This is a genomic window from Nitrospirales bacterium (assembly GCA_031315865.1).
In the GTDB taxonomy this organism is placed as follows: domain Bacteria; phylum Nitrospirota; class Nitrospiria; order Nitrospirales; family UBA8639; genus JAGQKC01.
In genome coordinates this window covers 934,020-952,395 of record JALDRJ010000002.1, presented here as the reverse complement: position 1 = coordinate 952,395, position 18,376 = coordinate 934,020, and the positions used below count along the sequence as shown (strand labels likewise).

The following is an 18,376-nucleotide window of genomic DNA, read 5'->3' as shown; positions in this document are numbered from 1 at the left end:
TTCATTTATGGCTGGAAGAGAGGCTGCCACATGCCGCCTAACGCTTCATCTTCGGTGCCAATACTGAAGACGCTGCCCTTCACCCGCTCTGCCGGTTCGGCCAAGGCTTCAACCTTGACCCCATCTCTGACCCAACCTGTGACCGGCTTGGTTCGATGGAATGTGAGTCCCTGCTCATTGTCCCACTCGAAGATGCCTGGGCTATAAATCACCGATCGGAATGGTCCAAAGTCATCGCCGGGATCATCCACCGCGATTGTCCAAACCTTCCACTGATCTTTCTTGGTCTTTTCGAGGAACAGGTCGGAGGCGTCTCGATCTCCCAACGACTGCTGGTCGGTCACGATTTGCGCATCACCGAGTGGATGGAACGCAGGTTGACTCTGATCCAACCCGTCCAACGATCCCCAGATGAGCTTTCCTCTTTTACCACCGCCTCCACGTGTGGCGAAGATCACCAGAAGCTGGGCTTCGGCTTTCTCTACGCAACTCATGCCCTCAATCTGCCGGGATTTTGGCGTCGTATCAGTTGAGGTATTTTTCGAAAAAGGACGGATTGCACTTATCAATTCACCTTTCCATTTTCCCTTCTTCTCTTTTAGCCGCAGGTGAAACACCCGTCCGTACCTGCCTTCATAGTACCCGCTTTCCGCGACGAGGTACTCATGTTCGCGATGAGGGAGAGCGCAGACGGCTTCCAAATCATTGGGAGGCATGTCGGACATACTCAGAGGATATTTGACGTAGAGATCTTCGTACGCAACCCACTTCTTTTTCACCGTCACAATGCCAAGCCGCGGTTTGGTGTTCGCCAAGTCCTGGTCTTTTTTATGCGAATTTTTGCGGTCGTTGACGACCAGGAACGTATTGTCTCTAACCCTGGCCATGCCGCTAATGCCGGTGTCGAAGGCATGGCTTACTGAAATATTGAAAGCGAAGAATATGCAAAGGGAAATAAATGGAGCAAAGAAGTTCATCATTTTTGAGCAGGAGTTACACGGCATGCATGATCCCTCGAAAGACCAATATCATGACCTACCGGAGGACGCACCTGTCTATTGTATTGATCCATACTTGGTTGTTGAGCAGCCGCATTGGGATGAACTTCGAGCCGATGATCACTTCCATCGAGTCCGCGAAAATCCGGCTGCAGATAGAACGATAACTTCTCACTTTCTTTGTTGAAAATTTCTCCATAGGGAATTTCAATATTCGGTTTTCGAGAGCCTTTGATTGTGCGGGAAGGTTCGATAGATTCAGTTTTGGTGGCGCGTTGCTATTGACTATTTGTGCCACGTACGACACTTTGGTGCTCTCAGCATCTCCAATATTGGAGTTATCAACGGAATGCTTTGCCAAGCAAGTAGCATAGTCAAAGACAAACTGTTTATGAACACGTTAGCGGGCCCCCCTTCAATGACAAATCAACTTATTGGCTATTTACCATAGGCGAAGGTGTCACGGAGCATTCACAAATTTCTGTCCAGGGCTTGGAGCCACTGTACGGTCGCGTCTAATGAGTGAATGAAGCATTAGAGAAAAGAGCTAAGAAAAAAATCCCTTCCCAGCTCTTTTCTCTCGTGAGCGTTAAGCTGTTATGAGCCTTGTGCGTATCGTACGAGATCAGCGAGGGTAAAGTCGCCGCATTTTGCGATACAGGGATCAGGTTTCCATCCTTTATGTTTAAGGAAGCTATCGCAATAGACGAGCATGGCTCCAAACACTTCGAGGAGGATAGCGGACCCAACAGGCCCAAGCTGCTGTCCTTTGCCTACCACTCCGGCCTCTCTCATGAGATAAAAGAACAAAGGCGTATGCGCTTCGAGTTTTTCTCTGTATTTTTTCTCGATACAAGGCCAACCGCGAAGTGTGCCAAATTGAAGGTCTTGCTTCGGGTCAATGGAGTATCCCTTATCTTTCAGAGTCGCTGCCACCTGCTGTCCGCTCGGGAGTCCTAACGCATAGCCTCTTAGCACGTTTCGAAACGCCAGGGAACGATCGTTCTCGCTCGCGAATCGTCCGACGATTGGATCTGGCATGCGGATCAGTTCGTCTGCAAGCAGGTGGTCGAATGCCTTTGAAAAAACGAACTCGTGACAGGGTTCAACATCTAGTAAATAACGCCAGTCTACAGTTAATTTTGGTGGAATAGGACTAAAGCCTTCTGTTCCAAAACGTTCATCAAAAAGATCGACGACCGGATAGTTCACATTGACCGGATATTGAGATCGAACCAGAGTATGGCCAAAACGGTAAGCAGCTACTGAGAACTCAATGGGCATACATATGCGATGGCATTTGTCTCGAATATCACATTTCGGATATTTGCCTTTTTTGATCTCTCCAAGGACGTAGTCGAACACGTTGTCGTCGCAGACGCGTTTGAGAAAATCATGCAACACCAACCACTGGTAGTGATAGCGACAATCCTGTTGCGCGTCTTCAAATGAGCGTCCGACGATACGACGGTTATGAAAACGAAGAAAGAGCAGTTGCATCTGAGAGACAAAAATATTTTCGTCGTTGCGCGGGTCTCCGATCAATGCCCGACCATCGGAATTACGAGGTACGTCATTTTCGTTTTTTTTCGTTCCAGTGAGAAGGCGACCGGACTGTGTCTGATCGTAGAGAAACGGCATCACCTCTGGCCCAAATCCGTAGACACAGTCAAGGTCCAATGACGCTGAACGCATATTCGGTAGCTTGCTCACCTCCTCGGTGCTTTTAGGATCTCCATGGAGATTACTCGTTGAGTCGAGGGTGATATCGTGATCGATAAATTGTGCAAAGAAGGTGTATGCTGCCGGCAGAGAGCTATCGGAAGAATCAGAATTCACATCGTGCATGATTCCACCTACGCCCCCTAAGATTTGTGCGATGTATTCGGCTTCACATTGATGTTGTATGCCGCAATCCTCTCCCCATGTTTTAAGATCTGGAAATAATTTACAGAAATTTCCTAAGCTGAGATGACTACAGCCTTTGGCTTTCGATGTTCCATGCATCGGTTTGCAACTACTCATTGGGTGCTCTCCCTTCCTTGGTATGTGAAAAATAATGATAAAGGCAGTGGCGGAATACGCCACGGTTGTGTCCTCGGGAGCTGCAAGTAGAAGACCAAATGGAGAGAAACGTTATTTGCCTGATAGATACGATAGTTTTCTGTGAAAAATGGGAAACGGCTTACGTCTAAGACTTGGTCAAGAACAGAGAAGAGGAACTATTTTTGTATCCGAATGGATAACCTCGCGTATCTATATTTATACAATGATAATGAATCCCAATACGTTCCGGATAAACCAGAGAAGCGAACCGCCCGAAATCATAGGTTCAACAAGACAGAAGATATGTGAAGCGGCTATAGAATGACTACGGAAAAGAATTCAGCTGGTAATTTCTCGTTTGTAGAGAGAGAGGTTTATCCGCCGGAGATGACGGGAAGTGCCGCTGTGGTAGGGGCTGCAATTTTTGAAAACATCAGCGTGGCGGCGACGGCCCAGTCGATGAAGGCTTTGGGGTAGATCCCCAGCAGCAGGGTGCCGGCCACACAGAAATACACTACGGCTTTGATCGGTGCGGATACGGGGAGAGGGGTGGAGTCTATGGGCTCATTGATGTACATCTTCTTCACGACGATGAGATAGTAGTACATGGAGATGACGATGTTGATCAGCCCGACGATTAAAAGGGTGTAGAGTTCTTCTTCGATCGCCGCGACGAATAAATAGAGTTTGCCGATGAATCCGGCCAGCGGCGGTACGCCCGCCAATGACAACAAAAACAAGAACATGGCAGCCGCTAAAAACGGCGATCGCCGGTTCAATCCACTGTAGTCTTCAATTTCGTCACTTTTTATGCTGCTGCTCACCGCAATCACCACCGCAAAGGCTCCAATGTTGGCGAACAGGTAGGTGAGCAGATAAAACAGCATGGCGTCACTGCCCATTTTTGTGCCGGCAGCCAACCCGACCATGATCGTGCCGATTTGCGCAATGCCGGAATAGGCGAGTAGCCGTTTGATATTCTTTTGCGCGATAGCCACCACATTTCCGTAGGTCATGGAAATGATGGACGCGCACACGAACAACAAGACCCACATGGGTTTGAACGAGGCCAGTCCGACATAGAACATGCGAATCAGGATGGCGATGGCCGCCCCTTTTGGCGCGATCGAGAGAAATGCAGTGACTGGAGTTGGAGCTCCCTGATACGTGTCCGGAATCCAGGAGTGAAACGGCACGGCGCCGATCTTAAAGCCGAGCGCGGCGAAGATGAGCAGGAATCCTATGGCCAGCCCATAGCTCCCCGGCGTCGAGGCCATATCCGAGAAGATCAACGTGCCGGTCTCGCCGTACACTAAGCTGATCCCGTATGCCAGCAAGCCTGCCGCGAAGACACCAAGAATAAAGAATTTTAGCCCCGCTTCGCTCGAACGGACATCCTCTCTCAGATAGGCGACGAGTACATAGAAGCCGAAGGTCGAAAACTCCAACGTGACGAACACGGAAAGCAGGTCATTGGCCGAAGCCATAAACATCATGCCCAGGGCCGACATGACGACCATGAAATAGTATTCACCCTTGAAAAGCCGGAAGGCCTTGACGTAATCGATGGATATGAAGATGACCATCGCTGTCGCCACCAGGATCAGGATCTTAAAAAAGATCGAAAGATGGTCGACGACATACATATTCTTGAACAGGGAACCTGTGATACCGGATTGATCAAACCAGAAGAGGATAAAGATGGTGACGAGCAACCCGCCGATACTGAGGTGCGCTAACGTTTCATGATGAATCTTCTTCATCGAAAAGTCGACGGACAGGACCACGCAGAGCCAGAGCGTAAGGAAAATCTCGGGCAAGATCAGGAGAAGGTCCGAGCCGGTGAGTTCGAGATTGAAGGTCATCATATCGTAAGGCGTAAAACGTAAGACAATATCAAGGGGCAGTTCTTAAGGTAATAATCCCTGTGAATGTTGCGTAACCTGACTCACCACCGGAGCCACTTGATTAATGCGGTCGAGCATAGGTTCGACCGTCGATCTCACCACTTCATAAAAGTGACCGGGGAAAATTCCCAGCGAGACGCTGCACACGATCAATAAAATAAGCGGCATGCGGTCAACGAACGACCTGGCATCATGGGAATGGGCGTATTCCGGCGACAACTCACCGTAGAACAGGCCCCGCATCATCTTGAATAAATAGGCCAACGTCAGCACGATACCGAGGACAGCGATGATGACTTGGAATGGGTATTTCTCCCAGCTACCCACGATAATCATGACTTCAGCGATGAAATTCACGGTTCCGGGCATACCGATCGAAGCCATACATCCAACGATGAACGCCCCAGAGATAAAGGGCATTTTTTGCATCAGCCCTCCGAGTGATGGGATGTCTCTCGTATGAGTTTGGTCGTACACCCATCCAGCCATGGCGAACAGCATGCTGGTGGCGAGGGCATGCGCGAACATGTAAATCACAGCCCCGGTGAGACTGATGTAGTCCAATGCGGCCATGCCGAGGAAGATATAGCCCATATGTGATGAGCTTGAGTAGCCGATCACGTATTTTGTGTCTTTGGCAAAGTACGACACGAGCCCGCCGTAAATGATGCTGAAGACGCAGAGGACAGCCGCGATCCAAATCCATTCTCTGGTGGTTTCCGGGAAGATTTCATAGCCCACGCGAATGATCGAAAAGTGGCCCAGCTTCATCAGCACGCCGGCGTGAAGCATGCTCGTGGCAGCGGGAGCGGCTGCATGTCCGACAGGGGACCAAGAGTGGAGTGGCCAAATCGGGGCGATCGACGCGAACCCAAAAAACACCAGAATCCAGATGATAATGGCCAGCGTACTGTTTTCCGCGATTCCCGTCTGGGATTTGAGGGCCACGATGTCGAAGGTATGCAATCCTGAAAAATGGTAAATCAGCAAAATGCCCATTAGTGCTACGACGGCCCCTGCCGACAGGAACAGCGTCAATTTCATGGCCGCGTATTCTTTGCTGTTCGACCCGAAATTGAAAATGAATCCGACGGAATCCCTGAGCTTCAGGCCTTCGGGGTCGGTCATGGACAGATAGCCTTTGGTATGGCTGCCCCACATACCCAGGAGCACATACATCGGAAGCACCGACATTTCGTAGAAAAAATACAGGAAGAACAGGTCCAGGGACATGAACACGCCAATCGTCGCGGCGGCGAGGATCAGCAAGAAGATGTAGAATTCTTTGGTTCGGTCCTTGATGTGCCAGGACACAAAAACGCCCGCGAACAATAAAATCGCCGACGCGAAGACGAGTGGGCCGCCGATACCATCAACCCCAACATAAAACGCGATGCCGAGTTGTTCCGACCAGGGAAATCGCTGAACGAACTGGTAGCCGCCCTGGTTGGTATCGTACGCGAAGAAGATGTAAAACGAGGCGAGGAGGCAAATGCCTGATGAGACCGCCGCCACCATGCGGGTGAGGAGTTCTTCCTGCCTCGGGACAAAGATCAACCCAATCGCACCGATGAACGGAGCGAAAAGGATGATCAAAAGAGAATATTCGCCCATACGATTAGTCCGGTATCACTTGACTGAGGATTTTTGGTTCTGGTGCCACCAGGGCCGCGCTTCCCTTGTTCAGTCGATCCACGACTTCCTGCACTGAGCCATTCATCATCCGCAAGAATGGCGACGGATACAGGCCGATCCAGAAGATCATCACGCATAACGCGATGCCGATTCCCCATTCCCTGGTATTCAGGTCTTTCAACGTGGCAGGGAGGCCTTCCTTCAGAGGGCCGAAAATACCACGTTCGTAAAACCACAAAAAATAGGCTGCGGCAAAAATGACGCCGGTTACCGCGATGGCGCCGTATAACCAGTAAGCTTGAAACACGCCGAGCAATATTAGAAATTCGCCGACGAAGCCGTTAGTCCCCGGTAATCCGATGGAGGCCATTCCAATGATGAGGAAAAAGGTCGCCAGCAACGGCATTTTCTTCGCCAGACCACTGTACTTATTCACGTTCGTATGTCCCAGACGTTCATAGACGAAGCCGGCAAGAAAAAAGAGCCCCGCGGTGCTAAACCCTAAATTGATCATCGTCAGCAAACTGCCCTGAATGCCTTGAAAGTTCAGGGCAAAGAGGCCGATCACGACAAAGCCCAAGTGACTAATGCTGCTGAAGACTAAGAGCCGTCGGAGGTCAAGTTGAATGATGGCCACGATGGCTCCGTACACGATAGCGATCAGGCCCAACACCATCACGATGGCTACGACGGTCTGATCGCGGGAGGCATCCGGCAAGAGCGGAAAGCTGAATCGCAGGAACCCATACGTCCCCATCTTAATGCCGGCTAACATGACCGACATGGGAATGGGGCCTTGCACCAACGCATCGGGAAGCCAGCTATGAAACGGAAAGACCGGCGCTTTAAAGGCGAACCCAAGAAACAGGAACCAGAAAATCAACAGCTGTTGATTCATAGGAATGGGAACGGAAAGCAATTCCAGCAGGTCAAAACTATAGGTCTGTTTCACCGCGTAATGGTTCAAATCCAACAGGCAGAACCCGACCAGCATAAAGACACTGCCCAGCAGGGTGTAAAGCACGTACTTGAGCGCCGCCGTTTGACATTCTTTCCCGATTCCCCACAATTTGATGAGGAAATAACTCGGGATCAACATCAATTCCCAGAATACGAAAAACAGGATGAGGTCGATCGACGCAAAGATGCCCATGATCGTCATCTCAAGCCCTAAGATACTCATGTAAAACGCCTTGGGATGCGCTTTGACCGTATCCCAGGCGTAGAGCACTAGAAGAACGGTCAGGAAGGCCGTGAGACCGACGAAGAGCACGCTGATTCCGTCAACCGCCATGTGATAGCTGATGCCGAGAGCCGGGATCCAGTTATAGCGTTCGGAGAACTGCATGGCAGCGGAATCGGGTACGAACCCCAGAAGCAGCCACACCGCGACAACAAGCTCCAGCACGGCCACCCCCAGCGTGGACTTTTTGATCAGGTCCTCATCCTTCATGGCCCACACGGCGATCGCGCCGATCAATGGGAAGAATGTCAAAAACGTCAGGATGGGGAACCCAGCTTGTAGTTCTTCTTGCATAGCGAACGTAACCGTATTTACTGCCCGAGCGCGTTTGCGCTCGTGAACCACAGGAACGCGACGTGGACCAGAATGGCCAAGCCAATGATAATGATCGCGGCGTAGTGGTGGACCATTCCACTCTGGAGTTTTCTCCAGGCCCAAGCGGCCAGATGGTGGCCATAACCGATGATGTTGAGTCCGGCGTACATGACGTGTTTTTCAATCCATGTGCTGCCAGCGGCGCTGAGGTCGGTCATGCGGCCGATTCCGGTCACGAACCGGTCGAGCACATTCCTGTCAAACCAATCCAGGGCCTCACCAAGTCGCTTGCATGGCTCGACAAACACTTTGTCGTAGAATTCATCCACGTAGTATTTGTTGAGCAACGTCGTGTACAGGCCGGGAGCCTTTTGTGCCCATTCATCCGCCACACCAGGGTTCGAGATGTACATGTAGCGAGCCAATGCCCATCCGCCCACGGCAATCATCATGGCAAAACTCCCGAGGCCAACCAGAAGCCCCACGTTCACTTCGTGAGCCGTTGCGCCGAGCGGCGTGGCCACATCGTGGAGAAAGCCATGAAGCAGGCCATGTTCCGGAGGAAATCCTAAGAACACGCCTCCCACCAGGGAGAGCGCCGCCAGAATCATCAACGGAACCGTCATGACCTTGGGTGATTCATGAATATGCGATTCGACTTTCGGATCAACACGCGATTCTCCATAGAACGTGAGATTCGTCAGGCGGAACATGTAAAAACTCGTGAGAAATGCGCCGATGGCGGCCAGCAGGTAGAGGAAGTAATGATGATGGATGAAGGCATGGGCCATGATTTCATCCTTACTCCAGAATCCTGCCAATGGGAAAATACCGGCGATGGCGACCGTGCCGATCAGGAACACCTTATAGGTAATGGGGATTTTCGTGTAGAGATTTCCCATTTTCCGGATGTCTTGCTCGCCTTCCAGTGAGTGAATGACCGCGCCGGCCGATAGGAACAAGAGGGCTTTGAAAAACGCGTGCGTGACAACATGAAAGATCGCGGCGGTGTACGCGCCGACCCCACAGGCCAAGAACATGTAGCCCAACTGGCTAACCGTGGAATAGGCCAGAACCCGTTTGATATCGTTCTGCACCAGCCCAATCGTGGCGGCAAACAGGGCCGTGAACCCTCCCACCAGACCCACCGTGGTTAACGCCACAGGCGAGAGATCAAATATCACATGATTGCGGACCACCATGTAGACTCCGGCGGTGACCATCGTGGCGGCATGGATCAAGGCGCTCACCGGTGTCGGACCTTCCATGGCGTCGGGCAACCAGGTGTACAAGGGAATCTGTGCGGATTTTCCGACTGCGCCGATGAGTAAACACAGCGCGATGGCCGTCGCCATGCCCGTCGAAAGTTGTGGCGCCTGTTCCAGGACTTTCAGATAATCCAAGGTTCGGAATTCTGAAAAAACCAGGAAAATGGCGAGTAAAAACCCCGCATCGCCGATTCGGTTCACCACAAATGCTTTGGTGGCCGCTTGGCCGGCAGAAATCTTTTCGTAGTAATACCCGATCAAGAGGTATGAACAGAGACCGACGCCTTCCCAGCCGATAAACAGCACCAGATAATTGTTGCCCATGACCAGCAGGAGCATGGACACCATGAACAGGTTCATGTAGGTGAAAAATCTGGTGAAGCCTTCTTCGCCGTGCATGTAGCCGACGGAGTAGATATGAATGAGCAGCCCGACGCCGGTGATGACCATCAAAAACACGGTTGTCAGGGGATCGATGAGAAAGGCCAGATCGATGGACAGGTCGCTTCCGAAAATCCAGGAGTAGGCGATGACTTCCCGGGGCGTGGGGTCGGAGATGACTTGGCCCAGGACGCCAAGGGCGCACAGAAATGACAGCCCTACCGACCCAAACGCCAGCTTGCCAGCCAGGTCAGTCGAGTACCGGTTCCCCGCGATTCCGTTCGCCAAGACCGCAAGCAACGGAAAGATGGGGATAAGCAGAACTAAAAGATCGAACACGTTACCACTTTAAAATATTAATTTCGTCAACATTGGTGGCGATCTTGCCACGGAAGACGACGATAATAATAGCGAGCCCCACAGCGGCTTCCCCCGCGGCGATGGCAATCACGAACAAGGCCGCCATTTGCCCGGCCATGGACTCGAGATAATGAGAAAACGCCACCAAATTAATGTTGGCCGCGTTGAGCATGATTTCGACGCACATGAGCACGATGATAAAATTGCGGCGTACCAGCACGCCGACCAATCCGGTCATGAAGAGGATGGCACTGACGGCCACATAGGCTTCGACTGGGATCATCTAGAAAAACCTACAATCTTGACTCTTGTTTTGCGCTGATCGCTGATGGGGTTTTCGCGAGCACGATAGCTCCAATGATCGCGCCAAGCAAAAATATCCCGACGATTTCAAACAATAAAAGGTAATCGCTGAACATCGTAATGCCGATGGCCTGGCTGGGCCCGGTCTCAAGGATCACTTGGGGAGACGCGGTGCCTTTAATCCCCCCGTATGGCGATTGCATGAGGAGAAACAGCAATTCACAGAATATCCCCACCGAAGCAAAGAGCAACAAGGCATGTTTGCGGTGAAGATGCTGCTCTTCGGTCTTGAGATTCAGGAGCATCAACACAAAGAGATACAGAACCAGGATGGCGCCGGCATAGACGATTATCTGCACGGCGAACAAAAACTCGGAATTTAACAGGACGAATAGACCGGCCACATGCAGGAGCACCGTAAGGAGCGCCAGCCCGCAATGCACCGGGTTGCGAAAGGCCACAGTCATGACCCCGGCCACGATACTGACCACGGAGAAATACACGAAAAGCAGCCACATCATCGTGAAAGACTAGCTCCGTAACCCATAAAATGTTTAACAATCAGGATGTCACTTTTCATAGACGATTCTTTGCTAGTCCAGCGTGACGTTACTGAGCCGTTCCTCGCTAACGAGAGGAATGTGTACTAGGAATCCTGAGATTTTTCAACAGGGACAGGAAAATGGTAGCGGTAGGCAACACTCTCTTCTCCCTCTTTTTCCTGGTTATGCGCATAGAGATATTTTTTGGCATCGTCAAGATACCGTTCGCCAATATCATAGAGTCGTTTCTTGTCGAAGAGGAGAGTGCGTTTGTCATGCGTGGAAAATTCATACAATTTCGTCATCGCCAACGCATTCACGGGACAGGCCTCGACACAGTACCCGCAAAACACACACTTGGTGATATCGATATAAAACTCGGTCGCATAGCGTTGGAGTGGAAGAGATTTATCCTCTTCACTGATGACCTTGATGCATCGGGAGGGGCAGGCGGCCTCACACAGGTCGCAGCCCACGCAACGTTCTTTACCATCATCGTAGCGCAGGAGTCCAAGGGCTCCGCGATGCGCATCCGGGATGGTTCGCTTTTCACGAGGATACTCGAAGGTCATGGGACGGTGAAACATGTGTTTGAACGTCACTTTCATGGCGTCCCAGATTTCTCGAAAGAAGACCGCGTCGAAGATTTTTTTCGAGAGATTGTTCGAGCTCGTAGCCATCACAGTTTCTCCACATTCACCGAGGCGAGTTTAAAGTAAGGGACGTGGGTCACGGGGTCAACCTCAAGAGGCATCAAATCCTTCACAGGAGGATCGTTGAAATGCTCGGGGAACATACAGCTTCCCGGCATGACCGAGACGTCCGGTGTTACACCCAGGTCCACGCTCATCGCCTCTGACGTCACGCGGATTCGATCGTGATCGGAAAGTCCAAGCCGTTTCATATCTTCCGGATGCATGTGGAGTCTTTTCGTATTTGGCGAAATGGCCAGGAGTCCGGATGCTTGCGTCGAAAGCTTGCCGGAATGATACAGCAGTTGCACCAATTTCAATTCAAAGGGCCTGGCCGTGTTCTTTTTCGCTGATGGTTGGTGATAGCGAGCGCTCACTTCTTCCATGAATCCGTTCGTTAAGTATGGCTCGGGATTCACCTGAACCTGTGCCGGTTGGCCGAGATTGTAGTATCCAGGCAATACTTTCATGATTTCTTGTTGAACATCGCGAGTCGACTCAAACTCCAGGGACGCGCCCAGTCCGTTGGCGATGCCGGCCATGATATGCCAATCCATGGCGCTGTCGCCGAGCGGGTCGAAGATTGGACGGAGAAATTGAACCTTACCTTCCTGGTTCGTGACGGTCCCGTCTTTTTCTGCAAATGTCGTTGCCGGGAAGACGACGTGGGCCAACTTCGCGGTTTCTGTCATAAAAGGGTCCTGACAGATCAACAGTTCAAGGTTCTTGAGTGCGGCTTCGACGTCGCTGGAAGCCGGGAGAGTCTCCAACGGATTTTCTCCCACGACATAGAGGGCTTTGATGTCGCCACTCCGGCAACGTTCGAGAATTTCCATCAATGACGCGCCTTGACCGGCGGGAGGCAGTTCTGAAAGCCAGGCATTGGCCAGTTTTTCCCGGACTTCTGGATTGTCATAGGCATGACCGCCTGGAAGAAATTCAGGCCCTACGCCCATATCCAAGGCCCCTTGCTCGTTAGCCTCTTCGGTCAGGGTATTAATCCCGCAACCAGGACGACCGAGCTTTCCGGTCACCCACAGCAGATCAATCAGGTTCAACACATGTTGATACCCGTTCGAATGGCGAACGATGCCTTCCCCGCACAGTATCACTGAACGGGACGCTTCAGCGAAGACCTTCGTCACTTCTTGAATCTGCTCAACCGTGGTTCCGGTTTGTTCGGCGATGAATTCGAGAGAAAGGGGCTCAACGGCTTGCTTCAACGAGGAAAAGGCTTGAGGATGTTGTCTTGTGACATCTTCGTCCACGAGGTCTTGTTGAATAGCCGATTTGACGAGGCCTTGTATGAACAATCCCTCTGTTCCGGGTTTGACCATCGTGGGATATGATGCGAGCGAGGCGATAGGCGTTTCTGCCGAGTCGACGACGATGACCTGCGCTTTATACACGCCCAAAGCGGCTTTGACACGAAGGCTCGCCACCGGATTGGTTTCGGTAATATTGGAGCCGACGAGTAAGATCGCCTGAGCTCTGGTAATTTCTTCGGACGTGTTGGTCATCCGGGTCACGCCAAGCGCCCGTTGCACGGCTCTGACGAAATTGACATGACCATACCGGGAACTACTGTCGAGATGATTGGTCCCGATGACGGTCCGCATGAATTTTTGAAAGACATAGAGATCTTCATTTGAGCAGCGGGCCGTGATCAAGCCCGCGATAGCCTGCTCTCCATAGGTCTTTTTAATGTAGGCCAGCCGTCCGGCCGCGATATCCAGAGCATCAATCCACGAGGTTTCCGTTAGCCCTGATTCTGTGCGAATCAGCGGGGATGTGAGGCGCGTTTTACTGTCGATGAACTGAAATCCGAACCGGCCCCGCACGCACAAGCCCCCATGTCCATTGACCGTGTCGCCGCGATCTCCCCATTTATTCTTCCAGGATAGGGGGGAGGTAACCCGCGTGACTTCGGTATCTTTTGTTTCGATGTACATTTGACAGCCGTCACCGCAGTAATTGCAGGTGGTCGTGGTCTTCTTGAGCTGCCAGGGCTTATAGGCGTACTTGGAATATTTGTTGGTAATGGCGCCAACGGGGCAGACGGCCAAGCAATCGCCGCAAAATTCACAGTCCAGTGGTTGGTCGCCTTTCGCGACGACTTGGGTGAAGCCGCCTTTTTTCATGAATTGCAACGCATCGATGCGCTGCACATCCTTGCAGATGTTGATGCATTCGCCGCAGGCGATACATCGATTCATGTTGAAATCCAGGACAAGGCTCCGCGTATCTTCAGGGATGTTTTTTTGCTTGGCGTTGGCCAGATTCGTGACCTCATGTTGAAAGGCCATATCCTGGAGTTCACAATGGCCATCAGCGTCGCAGACGGGACAGTCCAGAGGGTGAACGGACAGGTGTTTCTCCACGCCTTTTTTCCTGGCGGCAAACAGGTCGTCACCTTCCGTTCTGATCACCATCCCAGCCGTAGCCTTGGCCGTACAGGAACGGACGGGGGCTTTCTTGCCTTCCTGCATGACTAAGCACATGCCGCAAGAGCCAAACGGGTCGAACGTATAGTGATAGCACATGGCCGGGACGATCTTCCCCGTGCTGGAAATGACGTCATACAGCGACACGCCTTCTTTGGCCGTGACGGTTTCGCCATCGAGGGTCAACTCAATGGTCGCGACTTCTGTATCAGGTGACGTGACTGGCTTAAGTCCCATATCTCATATTCCCTGTTGTCCCACGTTTTCCGGAGCCGTTACCGGTCGCACTCGCCCATCACGATGTCATAGGTGCCGAATATCGTAATCGCGTCCGAGATCATATATCCCCGGGCCATATTATCAAACGCGCCCATGTGAATGAACGACGGAGACCGGATTTTCATCCGGTACGGTTTCCCGCCGCCGGTGCTCACGATATAAAATCCCAGCTCCCCTTTATGCGCTTCTGTTCCGCAATAGATTTCACCGACTGGCGCGTCAAAGCCTTGCGAAAAGAGCTTGAATTGCTGAATCATGGATTCCAGGTTTTTGAAGACCCGGTCCTTGGGCGGCAGCGTGACGCTCGGAACTTCGGCCATGATGGGGCCGGCTTCCATCTGATCCATGCATTGCCGGATGATCTTGATGCTCTCCCGCATTTCTTCGATCCGAATCCAATACCGGTCATAGGTATCGCCGTTTTTCCCGACAGGCACGCTAAATTCACACTTGGGGTAGGCCCCGTATTGCTCGTACTTGCGAAGATCGTAATCAACGCCGGAGCCCCGCAAAGACGGGCCACTCAAGCCGAAACTCAGCGCGTCCTCCGCGGAAATCGTCGCGACTCCGACTGTTCTGGCCAGCCAGATCCGGTTTTTTTCGAGGAAAATGACGTATTCATCGATCTTCGGTGGGAAGTAATCTAAAAACTCCCGAATTTTCCGCGTCAACGATTCCGTGAAGTCCCGTTCGACGCCGCCGATTCGGTACCAACTCGTGGTCAGACGCGCTCCGCACAGTTCATCAAACCAGTCGAGCAAAATTTCACGATCCCGGAAGGTATAAAAAAAGACGGTCATCGCACCGATATCGAGCGCCTGAGTGCCCAGCCAGAACAAATGGCCGATGATTCGCTGTACTTCGGCGACAATGGTGCGCAAATATTCCGCCCGGTCGGGAAGGGTCATGTCCATCAATTTTTCAACGGCCCGGCAATACGCAAAATTGTTGTACATGGCGCAGACATAATCCAGCCGGTCGGTGTGGGGAATGAATTGATGATACGTTCCCGACTCGGCCAATTTTTCCACGCCTCGATGGAGATACCCCATCACCGGCGTTGACTTCACGATACGCTCGCCTTCCAGTTCCAGGATCACTTTCAAGACGCCATGGGTACTCGGGTGTTGCGGCCCCATGTTAAGCAGCAACTCTTCCGTCCGTAAGGTCGGGAGAGATTCGGTTTCTGGATGTTCGGGATCGACCTTATAGATCGTTTCCCGCTGGTCTTCCATGCGGTGCGGCATTATGAATTCCGTTACTCGTCGTTAACTGCGTATCCTTCTCCATGCCGGCCCTATGCCGGGTCGTTCAAGAAATCAAATGTGTCACGCCACCCTTTTCCCTGCAGGGGAAAATCCTTGCGAAGCGGATAGCCTTCGGGGTAATCGTCAGGCATCAAAATACGGCGAAGATCAGGATGATTCGCGAAGCGGATTCCCATCATGTCGAATACTTCCCGTTCCATGAATTCCGCCCCCTTCCAGATGTCGACCATCGAGTCCACGACGCAGTCATCTTCAGGGACTCTGGCTTTGATCCGGATCCGATGCCGTTTTCTGATGGAATAGACTTCGTAGACGACCTCAAAACGTTCTTCTTCATCCGGCCAATCCACGGAACTGACGTGAACGATATAGTCACAATCCATGGCCGGATCGTCATGGAGAAATTTGCAGATATCGTGCAGATGCTCCCGGTTGACGGTGATAGCCAGGTCGCCACGCCATTCCTCAGACTTGAGAAAGCCCTCCGGGAAGTGTTGTTGAATCTGTTCGGCTATTGCATGCATCATTTCGCCTCATGACCCAAAAAGTCCCTGCATCAGGGACGCATCTGTCACGCCTGCGTTGTCTGGACTTTGACCTGTTCCGGCTGCTTGGTGAACACTCGCTTTTCCATGATGCGGTCTTGCAGTTTCAAGATTCCGTCGAACAAGGCTTCCGGTGTCGGAGGGCAGCCGGGAACGTAAATATCCACCGGGACGAAGCGGTCAACGCCCTGCACCACACTGTAACTATCATAAATGTTGCCTGAAGTCGCGCATGAGCCCATGGAGATGACGTACTTGGGTTCAGGCATCTGGTCATAGACTTTGCGAATGACCGGAGCCATGCGACGACATACGGTGCCGGAGACGATCATGAGATCGGACTGCCTGGGTGATCCACGGAACACGCCAGCCCCGTACCGATCGATGTCGTAACGGGCCGACACGGCGGCAATCATCTCGATCGCACAACAAGCCAGGCCAAACGTCATGGGCCAGAGCGAGCCTTTTCGCGCCCAATTCACAGCTTTTTCCAAGGATAGCGTGACGATGCCGAGGTCACCGTCCTTATCCGGCTTTCCGATTTGTACTAATCCCATTCCAACGCCCCTTTTCTCCAGGCATACACATAGGCCACGACAAATAGGCCTATAAAGATCATCATTTCAATAAACCCGATCAACCCGAGTTGTTTGAACGTAATGGCCCATGGATACAGGAAAATGACTTCAATATCAAAAATTACAAAAAGCATCGCGATGACATAATAACGAACCGGAAATGGCATGCGGGAGTCGGAAAATGGTTCACTTCCGCACTCATACGTACTGAGTTTTTCAACTTCGGGGTACTTGGGCTGGACCAAGTAGGAGAGGATCAGGGTGACGACGCCGAACCCGAAGGCGATGATGATAAAAATCAGGACTGCGGAATAGGCGCTGAGATATTCAACAAATTGGTCAAAACCCGCCAAAACCAAGGACCTCCAGCCCTCAAACTCATTATTTTCCTTGAGAATTTTGCATCCTACCACCTTGAAATTTTGCTTATCAATGGAACAAAAGACCTAATTCTGGCCCAAAAAGCCCAAGCTCACAAAATTTACAGCCGTAAAGAACTTGGAGACTATTTCGATTTGGGGGTGCGTCCGGAGTCAGTCTTGCCTATCTTACTGGAAGGCATGCGGAGTTGTTTCGGGGGGAGGGGAGAGCCGTCCTCCCATTCCGAAGAGAGCGGATACACGGCCTTGGCTTTGCTGCGCCGGTGGATTTGGGTGTTGATTCGTTTCTTGGGCTCGGACGAACTGGCGGAAGTTGACTGCGTGGAAGGAGAGGGCTTTCTTTGGCTGCTCTCTTTGTCGTTGGAGGCCATGATTTACTGTCCGCCTTCTGTGCGCGGTTTTGGGGCAGACCAGGAAGGAATCTGAGACGGCGCCTGTTGAAGATCGCTGTTGTCGTACGGTTTCTCGTTGCCGGTCGGGCCATCTTCAAAAGAGTCGAGCCACATTTCCCCCAACTCCTGTTCGAACTTGCCATTGCCGTTCAGGTCGATCCAATAGAATAACGGATCGGCCACAGTAATGACGGACGGGGTTCCGTAGTCATCGAGCCAGACTTTATAGGTCCGTCGCGCGGTCATGTAATCAACCGCCCCTTTGCCGGTCATGTCGAAACGTCGAAAAAACATGTCATTCCGCCAATCGTAAAATGCCTCAACTTCTCGATCATCAAACTCGTCGGGTTCCTCCGGAAGTTTGATACGTGGCTGCGCATGGGAAAAGGGTGGCGGCGTGACGACGGGGATTAACAAAGGCTTCTGTATCTGTGGAGCCATCCAGAATACCATACTCGAAGAAGCCCATAGATTTAATGGTCCCCATGCCAGCATGACTACTGTAAAGGTCGTTGCTGTGAGAATGATCGAAAAATTCCTTTTGAGGGTTGAAGTTTGACCAAAGAATAACTTCATTGAGTTAAAGACCATTACCAATGGGGGGGGCAGGTTCACTCAAACTTCAAGAAAACTTAGTGAATGGCTACGATTTTTTCCTAAGAATGTAGTTGACAGTGACCCCTTCCAGATCTGCTTCCACTCGTTGCTCCCAAGCCTGGTCAAAATCTACTCCTGGAATGCCCATCATAATATCGATGAGGTTGGGGGGAACTCCGATCATATAGAACTGTTGTGTATTT

The 18,376-nt window shown here is 51.6% G+C and carries 16 protein-coding genes; all 16 read right to left on the bottom strand.

Features of this window, described 5'->3' with window-relative positions:
• Nucleotides 1–5: 5 nt before the first annotated feature.
• The 16 genes from MRJ96_04410 to MRJ96_04335 all read right to left on the bottom strand — a co-directional run bounded on the left by MRJ96_04410 (nt 6) and on the right by MRJ96_04335 (nt 18,017).
• Entirely contained in the window at nt 6–887 is an 882-nt protein-coding gene (locus MRJ96_04410; protein ID MDR4500684.1) for a hypothetical protein, read from the bottom strand.
• A 708-nt stretch (nt 888–1,595) separates the two neighbouring features.
• On the bottom strand, nt 1,596–3,023 hold the full coding sequence (locus MRJ96_04405; protein ID MDR4500683.1) for a heme peroxidase family protein: 1,428 nt from the start codon (nt 3,021–3,023) through the stop codon (nt 1,596–1,598).
• Between the two features lie 395 nt (nt 3,024–3,418).
• On the bottom strand, nt 3,419–4,912 hold the full coding sequence (locus MRJ96_04400; protein MDR4500682.1) for an NADH-quinone oxidoreductase subunit N: 1,494 nt from the start codon (nt 4,910–4,912) through the stop codon (nt 3,419–3,421).
• Between the two features lie 42 nt (nt 4,913–4,954).
• Nucleotides 4,955–6,565, bottom strand: a complete 1,611-nt coding sequence (locus MRJ96_04395; GenBank protein ID MDR4500681.1) for an NADH-quinone oxidoreductase subunit M — start codon at nt 6,563–6,565, stop codon at nt 4,955–4,957.
• A gap of 4 nt (nt 6,566–6,569) precedes the next feature.
• Complete coding sequence (locus tag MRJ96_04390; GenBank protein MDR4500680.1) at nt 6,570–8,123, bottom strand: NADH-quinone oxidoreductase subunit M; 1,554 nt, start codon at nt 8,121–8,123, stop codon at nt 6,570–6,572.
• Between the two features lie 17 nt (nt 8,124–8,140).
• Complete coding sequence (gene nuoL, locus MRJ96_04385; protein ID MDR4500679.1) at nt 8,141–10,132, bottom strand: NADH-quinone oxidoreductase subunit L; 1,992 nt, start codon at nt 10,130–10,132, stop codon at nt 8,141–8,143.
• Nucleotide 10,133: 1 nt separating this feature from the next.
• Entirely contained in the window at nt 10,134–10,436 is a 303-nt protein-coding gene (nuoK, locus tag MRJ96_04380) for an NADH-quinone oxidoreductase subunit NuoK (protein ID MDR4500678.1), read from the bottom strand.
• Between the two features lie 10 nt (nt 10,437–10,446).
• The gene (locus MRJ96_04375; GenBank protein ID MDR4500677.1) at nt 10,447–10,977 is read right to left on the bottom strand and encodes an NADH-quinone oxidoreductase subunit J; all 531 of its coding nucleotides are present in this window, start codon (nt 10,975–10,977) and stop codon (nt 10,447–10,449) included.
• Between the two features lie 125 nt (nt 10,978–11,102).
• The gene (nuoI, locus tag MRJ96_04370) at nt 11,103–11,678 is read right to left on the bottom strand and encodes an NADH-quinone oxidoreductase subunit NuoI (protein MDR4500676.1); all 576 of its coding nucleotides are present in this window, start codon (nt 11,676–11,678) and stop codon (nt 11,103–11,105) included.
• Nucleotides 11,678–14,371 (bottom strand): molybdopterin-dependent oxidoreductase, encoded by a 2,694-nt coding sequence (locus tag MRJ96_04365; GenBank protein ID MDR4500675.1) that lies wholly within the window; start codon nt 14,369–14,371, stop codon nt 11,678–11,680. Before MRJ96_04365 ends, nuoI begins: the two co-directional genes overlap by 1 nt.
• A 38-nt stretch (nt 14,372–14,409) precedes the next feature.
• Nucleotides 14,410–15,660, bottom strand: coding sequence for an NADH dehydrogenase (quinone) subunit D (gene nuoD, locus MRJ96_04360; GenBank protein MDR4500674.1), 1,251 nt, complete (start codon nt 15,658–15,660; stop codon nt 14,410–14,412).
• Nucleotides 15,661–15,710: 50 nt separating this feature from the next.
• Entirely contained in the window at nt 15,711–16,208 is a 498-nt protein-coding gene (locus MRJ96_04355; protein MDR4500673.1) for an NADH-quinone oxidoreductase subunit C, read from the bottom strand.
• A 44-nt stretch (nt 16,209–16,252) separates the two neighbouring features.
• A complete protein-coding gene (locus MRJ96_04350) occupies nt 16,253–16,783 on the bottom strand; it encodes an NADH-quinone oxidoreductase subunit B (protein ID MDR4500672.1) in 531 nt (176 codons plus the stop codon).
• A complete protein-coding gene (locus MRJ96_04345; protein ID MDR4500671.1) occupies nt 16,774–17,157 on the bottom strand; it encodes an NADH-quinone oxidoreductase subunit A in 384 nt (127 codons plus the stop codon). Before MRJ96_04345 ends, MRJ96_04350 begins: the two co-directional genes overlap by 10 nt.
• 152 nt (nt 17,158–17,309) lie before the next feature.
• The gene (locus MRJ96_04340; GenBank protein MDR4500670.1) at nt 17,310–17,555 is read right to left on the bottom strand and encodes a hypothetical protein; all 246 of its coding nucleotides are present in this window, start codon (nt 17,553–17,555) and stop codon (nt 17,310–17,312) included.
• A gap of 3 nt (nt 17,556–17,558) precedes the next feature.
• Nucleotides 17,559–18,017, bottom strand: a complete 459-nt coding sequence (locus tag MRJ96_04335; protein MDR4500669.1) for a hypothetical protein — start codon at nt 18,015–18,017, stop codon at nt 17,559–17,561.
• Nucleotides 18,018–18,376: the final 359 nt, after the last annotated feature.